Below are 13,494 nucleotides of genomic sequence, written 5' to 3' on the forward strand. Positions count from 1 at the left end.
GCCGCCCGTCAGGACACCCCGCCCCGCCAGAGGTGCTGTGTGACCTCCTCGATGCCGCGGGCGAGGTGCCGGCGGTAGGTGCTGAACGCCATGCCCAGCCGGGCCGCGGCGGCCTTCTGCGTGGGCGTTCCGTAGAAGTACGTCGTCGCGAGCGCCCGGTGCATCCGGTCCCCGCAGGCCCGGGCGCGGAGCTCGTCGACCGCATCCATGATCTGGTCCCGCAGGAACTGTTCGGCGTCGTCGCCCTCGAGGCCGGCCGGGACGACGTGACTGGTGATCAGCGCCCCGGCACGGAACGCGCGAGGATCGGTCCAGGAACCGAGGGCTTCCCGGACCGCGGCGGCGAACTCCGGGCGGGTCAGCGCGGCAGGCGAGCCGGCAACCCGGTCGTCACGGACCGCCCGCCCGTCGATGACCCGATTGCTGATCGCCGTGATCCATGCGGGACCGGGTACGTGACGCCAGTCGTGACCGTAGAGGCACAGGACCTCGGTGCCGTACTCGATGGGGTCACCCAGACGGTCGTGCCCTGCCTCTTCCAGTGATCGTCCGAGGGGGATGGTCGCGGGCAGCACGACGAAGGACCATGCGGCCTGCCCGGCCTCGAGCCAGTTCTCGAAGGCCGCCACCCGTACCGCCGCGGCCAGTTCCGGCGACCACCGGCCGTTCGGCAGCAGGTGCAACCAGGTGACCAGGACGTGTCCACCGTCCTCCGGCATGCGGTCGGCGATACTCCGCCAGAGGCTCGTGGTGACCGGATCGTCGCCGCCGGCCGCCTCGTCGGGGGTGTGCCGCCGCCGGGTCACGCTGATCGCGGCCACCTCACCGGTACCGGTGTGGCGGAACATGCGTACCTGCGCGTCCGCCGTGACTTCCGAACCGGCGGGCAGCCCGTCGAGCAGAGGGCGATCCCGGGGGTGTGGTGTGCCGACGAGGTACTCACCGGCGTCCTCATCCCCGGTGTCCGGCAGGTCCCGGTACAACAGCCACGACAGGCCCCGCGCGGTGTGTGCGGCATCGCCGTCGGTCTCCCGGCGGGCGTGGAACAGATGCTGAACCAGGGCGTGCCGTATCTCGGCGTGCCTCTGCGGGTTCCTCCAACGGAACTCCCGGTCCAGCACGGTTCGTGCCGTCCGCATCGGGCGCAGCCCGCCGGGTGCCGCCTCGATGGCCGGGTGGCGGCGCAGCCATGCGTAGAGACCGGGTGCCTCGTCTCCGGCGACCGAACGGAGCAGGGCTTCCGTGGTGACCAGGGCGCAGGCACTCACCGCCAGGGACAGCGCGTGTGCCGCCGACGGCACCGGGCCGGTCAGGCGCCGGGCCAGCGTGGTGACCAGTTCGGGGCCCGGTTCCCAGGAGTACGGGTCGGCGGCCTGCCGGGTGGCGGCCGCGCCCAGAGCGAGGGCCAGGGGATTCCCGCCGGCGAACGCCAGCAGAACGGCCCGGGCCGGGCCGGGTACGTGCCGGCGGCGAAGCAGTTCGGCTGCCTCCCGCACTCCGAGGTCGTTGAGCTCGATCACGGGTATCGGGTCCGGCCACGATCGAGCACACCACTGCGTTCCGGGTGGTTGCCGGGCCGCGACGACGATGACCGTTCCCGGGCCGAGCGTGGGGAGGAGCCGGCCGGTCAGCCAGTTCATCATGGCCGGTGACTGCTCCAGCGCATCGATGAACAGGACGTCCGCGTCGGACGCCACATGAGCGCGTGCCCCGGGAACCGGCGGTGGCCCCCCGATCAGGGTGCCGTCGAGGTGGACGACGCTGCGTCCCTGCTCCCGTGCCTCGTCGGCGAACCGGTGGAGCAGGGCTGATTTACCGGTTCCGCTGCGGCCGTGCACGTAGAGCAGGCAGGGCGGGCCGGATCGGTTCGCCAGAGCGGCCCGGAAGATTCGCAGCTCGGCTTCCCGGCCGACGAAGGCGCGGCGACGGGCGTCGCGGATCCGCTCCTCCAGTGTGTGGGGTACGCCAACGCTGGTACGCATGATCTGCAGGCTCCCGACGTCGCTCATCCGGTGTGGTGGACACCGTCATCGTGGGCGCGTCGTCTGCTCGTTTCCCAGGCCATCGTCTGTTCACCCGGATCGCGGCAAGGGGCGCCGTGAGGCCCGGGATGAACACGTCTGGGCCGGTATTCGAGCCATGCCGGACCGCATGATCATCGCTGCGACACGTCAGACGTGAGGAGAGGAAGTCCCGTGACAGCAGCCGTTGACGAAACTGAGCCCGAGGTGGCGTTCGGCCACCTGTCGGTGTGCCGGGTGCGGATCGATGATCTCGACCCGTTCGGGGTCATGCACAACAGCCGTTACGCCCTGGTCGTCGAGCGGGCGATCGAGGACTACTGGGCAGACCGCGGTTACGCCTTCGTGGGCACCGAGGCGACCAAGCCCGACGTCTACCAGTTCGCCCGCGAGATGACCGTCGGGTACCTCCAGCCGGTGCGTGGTGCCGGTGACCTCGTGTGCCATTTCTGGCTGGAGAAGATGGGCAGGACCAGCGCCGAGTACGGCTTCCGGATGCTCTCCCCGGATCGGGAGACGACCTATGCCGAGGGCTCACGGGTGGTGGTCCGGATCGACCCGGCGACCGGTCGTCCCACCTCCTGGACGCAGGAGGGCAGGGACATGGCCGCCGCGTTGATCCGTCCCGTGGATGCCGGTCTCTGAGACCGGTGCCGGCGGGGCGGCCGGCGGCACGCTCGCCGGCCGGGTCGGCTCGCGTGAGCAACGGTGGCCTGCGAAGTGAGCACCGCCGTCCGGCACTCTGCATCTCGACCGTGGCGGCGAGCGGACGCTCATGTCATCTCGTCGCCACGCCGGGGTCAGGGCCCGGGTCGTCGTCCTCCCCAGGGCCGGCCCGGGCCCGTCGTCATTTGTGGGGACAGGACACCATCCCGCTGACTGCCACGATGTCTCGGACTCGACCGGGCACCCGCGGCCGGAGACGGTTCACCGTTTGACCCTCACCCCGGCACGGTGTCGGGGCTGTGGTGACATTCCGGAGTGATCCCACAGTCGGCGATGACCGTTCGTGACGGGGAAGCCATGGTGGCATTGATCATTAAAACTGGTCTGTTAGCCCGGAAGGCCTACGATCACTCGCGCATCAGATGTTGATGTGACGCAATGTGATCGTCTTATGAACACACAATGAGATACCAGGCGGAGGTGCCGTGACATGATCACGTCGACATCCACGCTGCTGCGAGACCAGCGCCAGACCCAGCGCCAGGTCCACGTCGGCCGTACCCCAGAGATGACCCTGTTCGGACGGATGCTGGCGGGTGACCCGCAGGCGCCGTCCGTTCTGCTCGTGCACGGCCCCGGCGGGGTGGGGAAATCCGCGCTGCTGACCCGGATGGCCGAGGAGGCCCGGGACGCTGACCGGACGGTGCTGCGACTCGACGGCCGCACGACCGTCTCGGCGCACCGGTTCGAGGCGGCGGCGCACACCGTCAGACACGACGAGCGCGCCGTCATCCTGCTCGACTGCTTCCAGGCGGGCGAAAACTGGGAGAACTGGCTGGCCGAGAGCTTCCTTCCGGGCCTGCCGATGGGCGCACTCGTCGTGATCGCCGGCCGTCGTCGCCCGTCCGGAGACTGGCGACTCGATCCCGGCTGGTCGCAGATGGCGGCGGAGGTCGCGCTCCGCGAGCTGACCACCGTCGAGAGCCGGCAACTCCTGCAACCGTTCCAGCTTTCCGCACATCACGGGGACGCCGTTCTGCGGTTCGCCGCGGGGCATCCGCTGGCCCTCGTCGCGGCGGCCATGGACGCTGCCCGGAAACCTCACGCCGAGCCGTGGGAGCCGGGACCAGGCCTGTTGGACATGCTTCAGCGGCGGGTCCTCGGCGACGTACCGTCCGAGGAGCATCGTGCCGCGCTGCGGATCGGCGCACAGGTCCACAGCATCACGCAGGAACTGCTCGGGGCCGTGCTCCCGGGCCGGGCCGACCAGTTGTTCGTCTGGCTACGCGACCGGCCCTACATCGACCGGAGCCCGACCGGACTCCACCTTCGGCAGGTGGTCCGGGAGATCCTCGTCGCGGACTGGGCACACCGCGATCCGGAATCGTTGCGGGCGGCCCGAAGCCGGGTGGGTTCCTTCCTCGTCCACAAGGTCCGCGACGCCGCCGAGGTCGCCGTCATGCCCGCGGTGGCGGAGCTCGACCACCTGGGACGCGGCGCCGGACGGCCCGGCTACCCGCGGGGAAAGGTCGTCGACGAGGCGATGGAGCCGGCGGACCGGGCGGTGATCCTGGACCTGGCGGAACAGGCCGAAGGCGCCGAGTCCGCTGCCGTCGTGCGATTCTGGCTCGATCGGCGACCGGAGGCCTTCCGGGTCTACCGGAGCTCGCCCGACGCGCCCCCGCACGCCTTCATGGCCTGGTTGCGGCTGGCGGCGCCGGACCCGGTGGAGTCACGGGCGGATCCCGTCGTCGCCGAGGCTTGGCGGCATTGCCGTTCGGTGGGCCCGCTGCGTCATGGCGAGTACATCGGGATCTGCCGGTTCAGCGTCGATCCCCTCACCTACCAGCGCCCCTCCCCGACGCGTGAGCTCATCGGGATGCGGGTCGCCGCCCACTGGTACCGGGAGAGCCCGCTGCGGTGGTCCTTCGTCTCGGTGGCGGACATCGGCGACTGCCGTCCGGACGCCGGCGGCGTCGAGCACCGTCCGATTCGGGCCCGGCCGCGCGTCGGTGACCGTACCCATGCCCTGCTCGCCCGGGAACGGAACGACCAGGCCGGGGAACCGGACCAGGCCGGGGAACCGGATCGGGCCGGCGGCGGGAATCCCGGTGCCGGCCTGATCGTGCTGACCCGTCCGGAGTTCGACGCCGCCATCCGTGCGGCTCTGCATGCCTGGCGGCGGCCGACCACTCTGGCCGCCAACCCGCTGCTGCAGACCCGTCTGATCGTGGATGCCGGGGAACCCGACCGGGCCGGAGTTCTCCGGAGCCTTCTTCAGGACGCGATCGAGTCCGTCGGGGAACTGTCCCGGTACACGAAGGCGTATCACGCGCTGACCGTCACGTACCTCAAGGGCGCGCCGACGCAGAGGGTCGCCGCCGCGGCGCTGCGCCTGCCGCTGAGCACCTACCGACGTCACCTGCGGACCGGGCTCGCCGCGGTGTGTGAGGTGTTGTGGGCACGTGAGTTGTGGGGAGGCACCGTCACGCGGCCGGAGCGGTCCCCGGCGCGTTCCCGCCCGGTGCCCGGGACGCCTTCCTCGCCGCCGCTCTGACGTGCTCGCCGTCGTCACCATGGTGACGACGGCGGTCCGGCGCCGGGCCGTACCCGCGGACCGGCGGCGGGAGGAGACGATCGGCCGCGATCGCCTCCTCCCGCCGCCGGATCAGAAGACCTTCAGCTCGTACACGGAATAGCCGTAGTCGCCGGCACGCCGGGTGCCGGAGACCCTGACGTAGCGACCGGTCAGATCGTCGACGGTGATGGTGACGTTCCCGCCCTGTCCCGAGGAGGTGCTGTGCACGGTGGTCCAGGTGGCCGCGTCCTCGGAGACCTCGACGCGATAGGCGACGGCGTACGCCCGTTCCCAATCGATCTCGATTCGCCGGATCCGCCATCGTCGGCCGAGGTCCACCTGTAGCCATTGCGGGTCGCTGAAAGCGCTGCCCCACCGGGTCTCCGGATCACCGTCGACGGCCTGCCCGGCGGACCAGCGGTCGCCTTCGGCACTCGACGCCGTAGCCGTCGTCCCGAGCGCGAGGTTGCGCCCGGACGGGTTGGCGGAACCGTCCGGAGCCGAGGAGGCGGGTTCGGTCCGGGGCGTGGCCGGTGCCGCCGACCCCGTGCCGGCCGACGGCGACGGCGTGCGCTTTCGCACCCGTGCGGGGGCGGATGACCCGGCCTCGGATCGCGTCGCACCGGCCGGTGCCGAACCGGTGGGCGCGACGCTCGCCGAACTGCCGGGCGGCGCCGCACGTTGCTGGGCGTTGCCCTCCCCGTTGGCCACGATCGTCGCGCCGATCAGCCCGGCGACCGTCAGCAGACCCGCGGCGGCGACCGCGGCGGGCCGGGCATGGCCGCCCCGGCGCGGCCTTGCCGGTTGTCCGGAGATCTTGGGGGTACGCGGCCGCGCGGTCGCGACAGAGCCGGCCGCATGCCCGTTCACCATCATGGCGAGCAGTTCCGGAGCGGTGGGCCGGTCGGCGGGGTCCTTCGCCAGGGCATGCAGCACCGGTTCGCGCAGGAACTCGGCGATGCCGTCGACTCGTGGTGGCCGCGACAGGATGCGGGCCACCGTCGCCTGCGGTGATTCGCCCCGAAAGGGGGTCCGCCCGGTGGCCGCGTACGTCACGAGGCAGCCCCAGGCGAACACGTCGGCTGCCGCGGTGACGGCCGAGGCCGGGTCGTCGGAGAAGAGCTCCGGTGCCATGTAGGTGATGGTGCCGACCATCATGTCGGTGCGCGTGTGCCGGCTGGTCGCCTCGAAGGGCCGCGCGATGCCGAAGTCGATCACCTTGGGCCCGCCGAGTGCCAGCAGCACGTTGCCGGGCTTGAGATCCCGGTGGATGATACCCACGCTGTGGATGCCGGTCAGAGCCGTCGCGGTCCCCACCGCCAGCGAACGCAGCGCGGCGTGCTCCAACGGCCCCTGCCTCGCGACGACCTGCGCCAGGCTGGGCCCGTCGACGTACTCGACGACCAGATAGGGCGGATCGTGGTCGAGGTCTGCGCCGAGAAAGCGCGCGGTGCAGAAGGCCGGCGCCTGCCGGGCCCGTTGCACCTCGCCACGGAAACGGCCCCGGAACTCGGCGTCACTCGCGAGGTGGGAATGGATGAGCTTGACCGCCACCCGCTCCCCGTCCCGGGACCGGGCCAGATAGACCACTCCCATGCCGCCTTCACCGAGCCGGCCGACCATCCGGTAGCCCCCGAGCCACGCGGGATCGGATCTACGGAGTGGACTCACGCGACCTGCGGTGTCCACAGCGCTTCTCCTGATCTGTCGTGGGGCCGAGCCGCCGTGCGGAACGAATCGCCCGTCATTCTGATGCTCCCGGCTGTCCAGTCACCGGCTCACCGGTGCTCATCACGTGCTCGCGAACGACGATCGGGAGCCGCTGCCAGAAGGGTCACCGGGCCCGCACCCGGCGAGGTGAGCAGCGCTGACATCGCGAGTGAATAGCCGTCCTTCCTAACTTGCAGTGGTGAAATCTCGTTCCAGGGACTACCCGGGTTCAGGGGCGGTCCTGCTGGCGGCCGTCCTGTGGGGAACCATCGGCCCGGCGCAGCTGTTCGCCGGAAGCCATCTCGGCACGGCCGCGCTGGCCGGATGGCGACAGCTCGTCGGCGGACTCGCGCTCGCCGCGGTGTGTCTCCTCCGGCGGCCCGGGCGCCGCCGGTCGCTTCGTGGCGCTCCGTGGCAGGTGATCGGTGCGGCGGGCGTCATCGGTGTCGTCTATCAATACTTCTTCATGTCGTCGGTGACGCACAGCGGTGCGGCTCTCGGCACGCTCCTCGCCGTAGCGTTCATCCCCCTCTTCGCCGGGGTGTTCGACTGGGCGCTCCACGGCCGGCGGCCGGGCCGGACCTGGCTGATCGGCTCCCTGACGGCGACCGTCGGCTGCGGTGTGCTGCTGGCCCCGGCCAGTGGCACCGCTCCGGACCTCATCGGCCTAGCCTGGGGACTGCTGGCGGGTGCGACCTTTGCCGGCTACACCGTCACCGCGCAGCGGATGGCGTCGTCGTCCACATCCCTGCTGCCGGCCACCGCCGTCAGCATGCTGGTGGGCGCGGTCTGTGCGTTTCCCTGGATCGTGGGGGAGGGCGGCACCGTTCTCCAGCCGCACACGGCAGCGCTGGTGGCCTGGCTCGGCTTGGCCGCGACGGCGTTGCCCTACGCGCTTTACGCCCGAGGGCTTCGCAGCGTCAGCGCCGGCGTCGCGGGAGTCCTCGCCCTCGCCGAGCCGGTGACCGCGGCGGCCCTGAGTGCGGTGCTCAACGGCGAGCGCCTGTCGCCTGTTCAACTGGCCGGCTGCGGCTGCGTCCTCGCCGGTCTTCTCGTGGTCGTGTCCCGGCCCCGGCGCACTGGTGCCGTCGCGCCCGGAACGGCCCGCTCCGTCACAGACCGTTCCGAGTCGATGGACACACCTGAGGAACGGGTGGGGAGCCGGTGATCACCCGGCCGATTGTCCGCCGCACTGGACGTGACGGATCCGGAGCCGCCGCCGGCCGGTCACCCTCTGCGGACGGCGCCGAACGTACCGATCACCCCGCATGTCGGTGCGTTCACCGAGAGCATGCGGCAGCGGATCTACCGGCTGGCATCGGCGCAGGCTCACCGATACTTCTCCGGGGTGCCACTGGTCGATCAGATCCGGCGATGACACCGTGCCCGCTACGGTCCGCCGTAGCGGGCACCGCAACGGATCACCCCAGCTTGCCGGTACGGATCCATTCCTCGGTGTAAGCACGTGTCACGACGTCCGCGTACTCGATCCGGGTGCCCAGAATCGGGTCCGGCGCCGTGATGACCGCGATCGGCAGCGCGTCCGGCGCCGTGCGGATGATCGACTCCAATCGGATCCCCTGCTCGGCGAGGATCGCCAGTCGTCGCTCCATGTCCTCTTCCCAGCAGCCGTAGTACAGGATCTGCCCCATGTTCCGCCGGCTGAAGATGCCGTCGCCGACCGCCTCGATCAGCTCGAAATAGGGTTCACGGGTCTGCGACATCGCCTGCCGCTGCTGGAAGTTCGTGAAGACCCTGCCGCCGTCCTCCAGATGGGGGCTCGTCGTGACGCTCGGTTCGGTGAACGTGATCCCGAAGACCTCGCTGTAGCGTTCGATGGCCGCCTCGATGTCCGGGACGACCACACCCACGTGGTAGTACGACTCGGGGAGATGCGCGGTGGTGATCATGATTGCCTTTCGCTCGGCTACGAGCGCCACCGTGTGCCGACAGGGTGTCCAGCGGCCAGGTCACCGGTGTTCGTGTGGCCGGCTGTGCCGCCATTCGCGTGGTTCCGGCCGCACATCAGTCCACTGCCCCGGCACCGCCGTCGTCACGGCGATGAACCTTGCGGCCCGTGATGTCAAGGGCGCGGAGTGATGAATCGGCCCTGTTCGTGGGCGTAATCGCCCATCGTGGTGCAGACGTCGGTGAGGAAGTGTTCGACCTGGGCCAGCAGCTCGGGTGGGTATCTGCTCATCATCGTGCCCAGGCGGTCGACGAGCGGGGCGAAGAAGTCGTCGACCGTGGCCTCGACGCCGTCGGTGGAGCGCAGCGTGACGGCCCGGCGGTCGGTGCTGTCGCGGGTGCGGGTCACGTGGCCGGCGTTCTCGAGCCGGTTGAGCAGGGCTGATGTGGCGCCCGGCGTCAAACCGATGCGGTGACTCAATCCGACCTGCGTCAGCGGGGTGCCCTGGTCCTGCGCGGAGAGGATCTCGACCAGTGCGGCGGCGTCGGTGGTGTGCAGGCCCATCCGTGTGCCCAACTGGCGGCCCAGGTCGCCGTGGAGGGTCGCGTGTGTCCGCAACGCCGTCAGTAGCCGATCCCGCTGGTCGTCGGCTTCGGCCACGGGGAGCCCTTCGGCCACGGGGAGCCCTCCTCTGTCTCGGTGCCGGATGCGCCACGAATAGTATCATCGCAGAATGGTTTCACGGTGATACAGTATCGCGGTATAACTAATGGGCTCGCTCCACCACTCCGACGGAGGGAACCTCCATGGGACACCGACCGACCGTCCTCATCGCCGGCGCGAGTATCGCCGGGCCCGCCCTGGCCTACTGGCTGGACCGGTACGGATGGGCCACCACCGTGGTCGAACGCGCGCCCGAGTTCCGCACCGGCGGCCAGAACATCGACGTCCGCGGCGCGGCCCGGGAGGTGCTGCGCCGTGCCGGCCTCGAGGACGCGGTCCGGGACGCGACCACCGGCGAACGCGGGACCCGGTTCTTCAGCGAGCACGGCAAGTTGATCGCCGAGTTCCCCGTCCAGCGATCCGCCACGGCGGGCGCCACCGCCGAGGTCGAGGTGCTGCGCGGCGACCTCGCCCGGATCCTGGTCGACAAGACCGCGGGGCGGACCGGCTATCGCTACGGCGACGAGATCACCGCGCTCACCGACACCGGCTCCGCGGTCGAGGTGACCTTCGCCGGCGGCCGGCAGGAGGGTTTCGACCTGGTCGTCGCCGCGGACGGCCTGCGCTCCTCGACCCGGCGACTCCTCCTCGATCCGGCCGACGTCGCGGTCCGGCCGCTCGGCATGGAGATGACGTACCTGACGATCGCCCGCCAGGACGACGACACCGACTGGTGGAACTGGTACAACGCCCCCGGCGGCCTCGGCGTCACCCTGCGCCCCGACCGGCACGGCACGACCCGCGCCGTCCTCTCCGCGATCCTCTACGACCGTGCCGGCGCCGCGGACTGGGGCCGGCGCCGCACCGCATCGGAGCAGAAGGACCGGCTGCGCCGGCAGTTCCACGGCGTCGCGGGGCCGGCACGCAGGATCCTCGACGCGCTCGACGACGCCGGCGACATGTACTTCGAGTCCCTCGCCCAGATCCGGGCGACCCGCTGGTCCCGGGGCCGCGTCGCGCTTCTCGGCGACGCCGCCTGGTGCGCCGCCCCCGTCAGCGGGATGGGCACCACCCTGTCGATCGTCGGCGCCTACGTCCTCGCCGGTGAGATCGCCCGCCACGCCGACCATCGTCAGGCCTTTGCGGGGTACGAGCGGATCATGCGCCCCTTCGTCGACCGGGCCCAGCAGCTCCCGCCCGGGGTGCCCCGGATCGCCAACCCGCGCACTCCGGCCGGCCTCGCCGTCTTCCACGCGGGGCTCCGCCTCGCCGCGACGCCGCTGGTCTCCCGGATCGGCGCACGCCTCGTCGACCCGCCCGCGGACCGGATCGACCTGCCCGACTACGCCGACCTCGATCAGCGACAGGACGGGCTGGACCGCATCTGACAAGCGGTCGTTCCGGTGCTGTCCTCGGGCGGGATGCGGGCGGCGATCCGGCGTACCCACGTCTCGGGGCTGTCGGCCTACGAGACCGTGGACCAGTGTTGTCAGGCCCGGCGTACGCCTCGGCCACGGCACTGTGTGACGGTAGTCACTCCTCGTAGTAGCCGGGGAAGTAGACCTGGGCGAAGTGCACCGCCTGCCCGCCCCGGGTCGTCAGGAGGACGGTGTCATCGTTTCCCGTCAGCCATTTCCGGAACTCCGTCGCGGTCGCCTTGCAGGTGGCGGCCACCAGGTCGGTGTCGGTGCACTTGCGCCAGTCGTCCGGGTCGATCAGGGCGTACGTGGCGTCGTCGGCGCGGGGCAGGGTGATCCGGGCGTCGCTGAACTCGATGCCGAACGGCGCCAGGCACTGCTTGTCGTCCGCCGGGATTCCGAACGCCTTACAGAACTCCGGCTTCTTGAGGAAGATGACCGGTTCCACCACGACCGAGCGGTTCCTGCCGGCGGTGAACGCGCGGATCCGCACGATCGAGGTCGTGTCGCCGACGCGTACATCGGTGAAGGTCGGTGTGGTGTCCGGGGTGGCGGACGGCGGCGCCGCCGAGGACGGCGCCGGCGACGACGGGGGCGTGCTGGTGGAACTGCACGCCGCCAGTGTCGCCAGCAGCAGGGACAGCGGCAGCAGGACCCGGGTTCTCACAGTTCTCGGATCTCCACATCCTGGAAGGTGACGTTGCCTTCGGTGGTCTCGGAGTAGGGCTCCTGGCCCATGCTGAGCCACACCTGACCGCTCTGGCGGCTGCGTGCGGGCAGCTTCCCGTCGAGGAGCGGGGCGTCGTCGACCGACACGGTTACCGCCTTGTCCTCGACCGTGATCTGCACGCGGTGGCCGGCCTTGTCGGCGAGGACCTCGGTCGGCGCCTCGGCGAGTGTCGTGCGGGAGTCCTCCTGCTGGTCCCACACCTCGGCCTTGGCGGCGCAGAGGTCGACGGCGAACTCGCCGCTCTCGGTGACGCCGTCCGAACCCCAGAACCAGATGACCGCGCAGCTGGTGGGCGTTCGCAGCGCGACGGTGACGGCGATGGCGTGATCGCCGGTGATCTTGTCGTCGGGGCCGTCGCAGGAGACGAACTCGGCCGGGAACTCCTCGTTCCCGCTGCGGGCGACCAGCCGGCCGTCGGCGAACTCGCAGATGCCGTTCTCGTTCGACTCGTGCCATTGGCCATCGCGTTCCAGCGGGTCACTGATCAGCAAGCCTTCACCGATCGGGGACGACGGGGGCAGTGCGGCGGCCGAGGGCGCGGCCGACGTGCCGGGCAGCGTGGCCGTGTCCCCGTCGAGAGCCGCGAGCCGCAAGCCGCCGATCGCCCCGAGCAGGGCGAGGACGGCGACCCCGGCGGCGGCGACCGCCACACGCCGGCCTCGGCGGCGCCTGCGGATGCCGCCCCGCCGGGCCGCCTGCGCGGCCCGGCGCAACTCCGGGCTGCCGGCCAGGTTGCCGACACTGTGCGAGCCGGTGTCCAGGAGGAGTTCCAGCAGCGCCGCCGCGGTCGGGCGGCGTGCCGGGTCCTTGTCCAGCGACCGGCTGACGATCTCGCGCAGCGGCGACGTGAGCCCACCGAGATCCGGCGGCTGCGTCAGGATCCGTGCCGCGGTCGCCGCCGGCGAATCGGACTGGAACGGGGTCCGGCCGGTCGCCGCGTACGCGACGACGACACCCCAGGCGAACACGTCCGCCGCGGGCCCGACACCGCGGGCATCCGCCTCGAACCTCTCCGGCGCCATGTACGCCAGAGTGCCCACCATCTGATCGGTCCGGGTGTGGTTGCTCGTCGACTCGAAGGCCCGCGCGATGCCGAAGTCGATCACTTTCGGCGTGCCCAGCGAGAACAGCACGTTGCGGGGCTTGAGATCCCGGTGGATGACACCGGCCCCGTGGATCGCGGTCAGCGCGGTCGCCACCCCGATCGCGACGCTGTAGAGCTCGCCGCCGCTCAACGGGCCGCGTCCGGCGACGACCTCGGCGAGATCCGGGCCGTCGACGAACTCGACCACCAGGTAGGGGATGGCGCTCTCCGGGTCGGCGTCGAGCACCGCGGCCGTACAGAAGGAGGGAACCTGACGGGCCCGGTTGACCTCGCTGCGGAACCGGCCCCGGAACTCGGGATGGCTGGCCATGTCGGCGCGGATCGCCTTGACCGCGACCGGCCCGTCCGGCCCCTGTCCCAGGTAGACGGCACCCATGCCGCCCTCGCCGAGTCGTCCGAGCAGGCGATATCCGCCCAGCTCGGTGGGATCGGACGATCGAAGAGGCTCGGTCGGCATGGCAGGAAGGCTACCGACTTCGAAAAGCGAACTTCGATCGCCGTCAGTGCCCGGCCATGTCTCCGGAGAGGTTCTCGGCCCGGCGCTGTGGCGAGGCGGCAGCGCCATCACGGCCCGGCGTGCCGAGGTGCTGCCGCGCACCGTCGAGAAGGTCGCATACCGGATCTTCCGGCGGTACCGGCTGCGCAACCTGCCGCACGCGGTCGCCTTCGCGGTGCGCTCGGGCCTCGTCTGAGG

Annotated in this window: 12 protein-coding genes; 6 read left to right on the plus strand and 6 right to left on the minus strand. The window is 71.0% G+C overall.

All coding sequences use genetic code 11. The annotated features are described in order from the left end of the window. Positions 1–8: 8 nt before the first annotated feature. Complete coding sequence (locus WH85_RS01475; protein WP_169792397.1) at positions 9–1,982, minus strand: ATP-binding protein; 1,974 nt, start codon at positions 1,980–1,982, stop codon at positions 9–11. A 213-nt stretch (positions 1,983–2,195) separates the two neighbouring features. Between WH85_RS01475 and WH85_RS01480 the strand changes: the two genes are divergently transcribed. Together WH85_RS01480 and WH85_RS01485 are read left to right on the plus strand one after the other, a co-directional pair. Beyond that, positions 2,196–2,666, plus strand: a complete 471-nt coding sequence (locus WH85_RS01480; protein WP_045739796.1) for an acyl-CoA thioesterase — start codon at positions 2,196–2,198, stop codon at positions 2,664–2,666. Between the two features lie 511 nt (positions 2,667–3,177). Continuing rightward, positions 3,178–5,244 carry a P-loop NTPase family protein gene (locus WH85_RS01485; RefSeq protein ID WP_045739797.1) on the plus strand — a complete coding sequence of 689 codons (2,067 nt, stop codon included), beginning with the start codon at positions 3,178–3,180 and terminating at the stop codon, positions 5,242–5,244. 111 nt (positions 5,245–5,355) lie between these two features. On the opposite strand, the gene WH85_RS46585 is transcribed toward WH85_RS01485, so the two are convergent. Then, entirely contained in the window at positions 5,356–6,888 is a 1,533-nt protein-coding gene (locus tag WH85_RS46585) for a protein kinase domain-containing protein (RefSeq protein ID WP_052720074.1), read from the minus strand. 286 nt (positions 6,889–7,174) lie between these two features. On the opposite strand from WH85_RS46585, the gene WH85_RS01495 reads away from it, so the two are divergent. Continuing rightward, on the plus strand, positions 7,175–8,143 hold the full coding sequence (locus WH85_RS01495; protein WP_169792398.1) for a DMT family transporter: 969 nt from the start codon (positions 7,175–7,177) through the stop codon (positions 8,141–8,143). Between the two features lie 12 nt (positions 8,144–8,155). Then, positions 8,156–8,353, plus strand: coding sequence for an NAD(P)-dependent oxidoreductase (locus WH85_RS01500; RefSeq protein ID WP_045739799.1), 198 nt, complete (start codon positions 8,156–8,158; stop codon positions 8,351–8,353). Positions 8,354–8,396: 43 nt separating this feature from the next. Here WH85_RS01500 and WH85_RS01505 read toward each other — a convergent pair whose 3' ends face one another. Together WH85_RS01505 and WH85_RS01510 are read right to left on the minus strand one after the other, a co-directional pair. Next, on the minus strand, positions 8,397–8,885 hold the full coding sequence (locus tag WH85_RS01505) for a VOC family protein (protein ID WP_045739800.1): 489 nt from the start codon (positions 8,883–8,885) through the stop codon (positions 8,397–8,399). 173 nt (positions 8,886–9,058) lie between these two features. Then, complete coding sequence (locus WH85_RS01510; protein WP_211275249.1) at positions 9,059–9,562, minus strand: MarR family winged helix-turn-helix transcriptional regulator; 504 nt, start codon at positions 9,560–9,562, stop codon at positions 9,059–9,061. Between the two features lie 128 nt (positions 9,563–9,690). Here WH85_RS01510 and WH85_RS01515 point away from each other — a divergent pair, with 128 nt between their 5' ends. Beyond that, positions 9,691–10,935 carry an FAD-dependent monooxygenase gene (locus WH85_RS01515; RefSeq protein WP_045739801.1) on the plus strand — a complete coding sequence of 415 codons (1,245 nt, stop codon included), beginning with the start codon at positions 9,691–9,693 and terminating at the stop codon, positions 10,933–10,935. A 145-nt stretch (positions 10,936–11,080) separates the two neighbouring features. Here WH85_RS01515 and WH85_RS01520 read toward each other — a convergent pair whose 3' ends face one another. Both WH85_RS01520 and WH85_RS46590 read right to left on the minus strand, forming a co-directional pair. Beyond that, complete coding sequence (locus WH85_RS01520; RefSeq protein ID WP_045739802.1) at positions 11,081–11,632, minus strand: hypothetical protein; 552 nt, start codon at positions 11,630–11,632, stop codon at positions 11,081–11,083. After that, entirely contained in the window at positions 11,629–13,257 is a 1,629-nt protein-coding gene (locus tag WH85_RS46590) for a serine/threonine-protein kinase (RefSeq protein WP_052720075.1), read from the minus strand. Before WH85_RS46590 ends, WH85_RS01520 begins: the two co-directional genes overlap by 4 nt. A 46-nt stretch (positions 13,258–13,303) precedes the next feature. Here WH85_RS46590 and WH85_RS01530 point away from each other — a divergent pair, with 46 nt between their 5' ends. Then, a complete protein-coding gene (locus WH85_RS01530; protein ID WP_045739803.1) occupies positions 13,304–13,492 on the plus strand; it encodes a helix-turn-helix domain-containing protein in 189 nt (62 codons plus the stop codon). The last annotated feature ends 2 nt before the right edge of the window (positions 13,493–13,494 follow it).

Source organism: Actinoplanes rectilineatus, from assembly GCF_000962825.1.
Classification (GTDB): Bacteria; Actinomycetota; Actinomycetes; order Mycobacteriales; family Micromonosporaceae; genus Actinoplanes; species Actinoplanes rectilineatus.

Bases quoted from the DNA above. Each gene is read 5' to 3' on its own strand.
- WH85_RS01475 (WP_169792397.1), bottom strand. From the start codon at position 1,982: ATGCGTACCAGCGTTGGCGTACCCCACACACTGGAGGAGCGGATCCGC.
- WH85_RS01485 (WP_045739797.1), top strand. From the start codon at position 3,178: ATGATCACGTCGACATCCACGCTGCTGCGAGACCAGCGCCAGACCCAG.
- WH85_RS46585 (WP_052720074.1), bottom strand. From the start codon at position 6,888: ATGGTCGGCCGGCTCGGTGAAGGCGGCATGGGAGTGGTCTATCTGGCC.
- WH85_RS01505 (WP_045739800.1), bottom strand. From the start codon at position 8,885: ATGATCACCACCGCGCATCTCCCCGAGTCGTACTACCACGTGGGTGTG.
- WH85_RS01515 (WP_045739801.1), top strand. From the start codon at position 9,691: ATGGGACACCGACCGACCGTCCTCATCGCCGGCGCGAGTATCGCCGGG.
- WH85_RS46590 (WP_052720075.1), bottom strand. From the start codon at position 13,257: ATGCCGACCGAGCCTCTTCGATCGTCCGATCCCACCGAGCTGGGCGGA.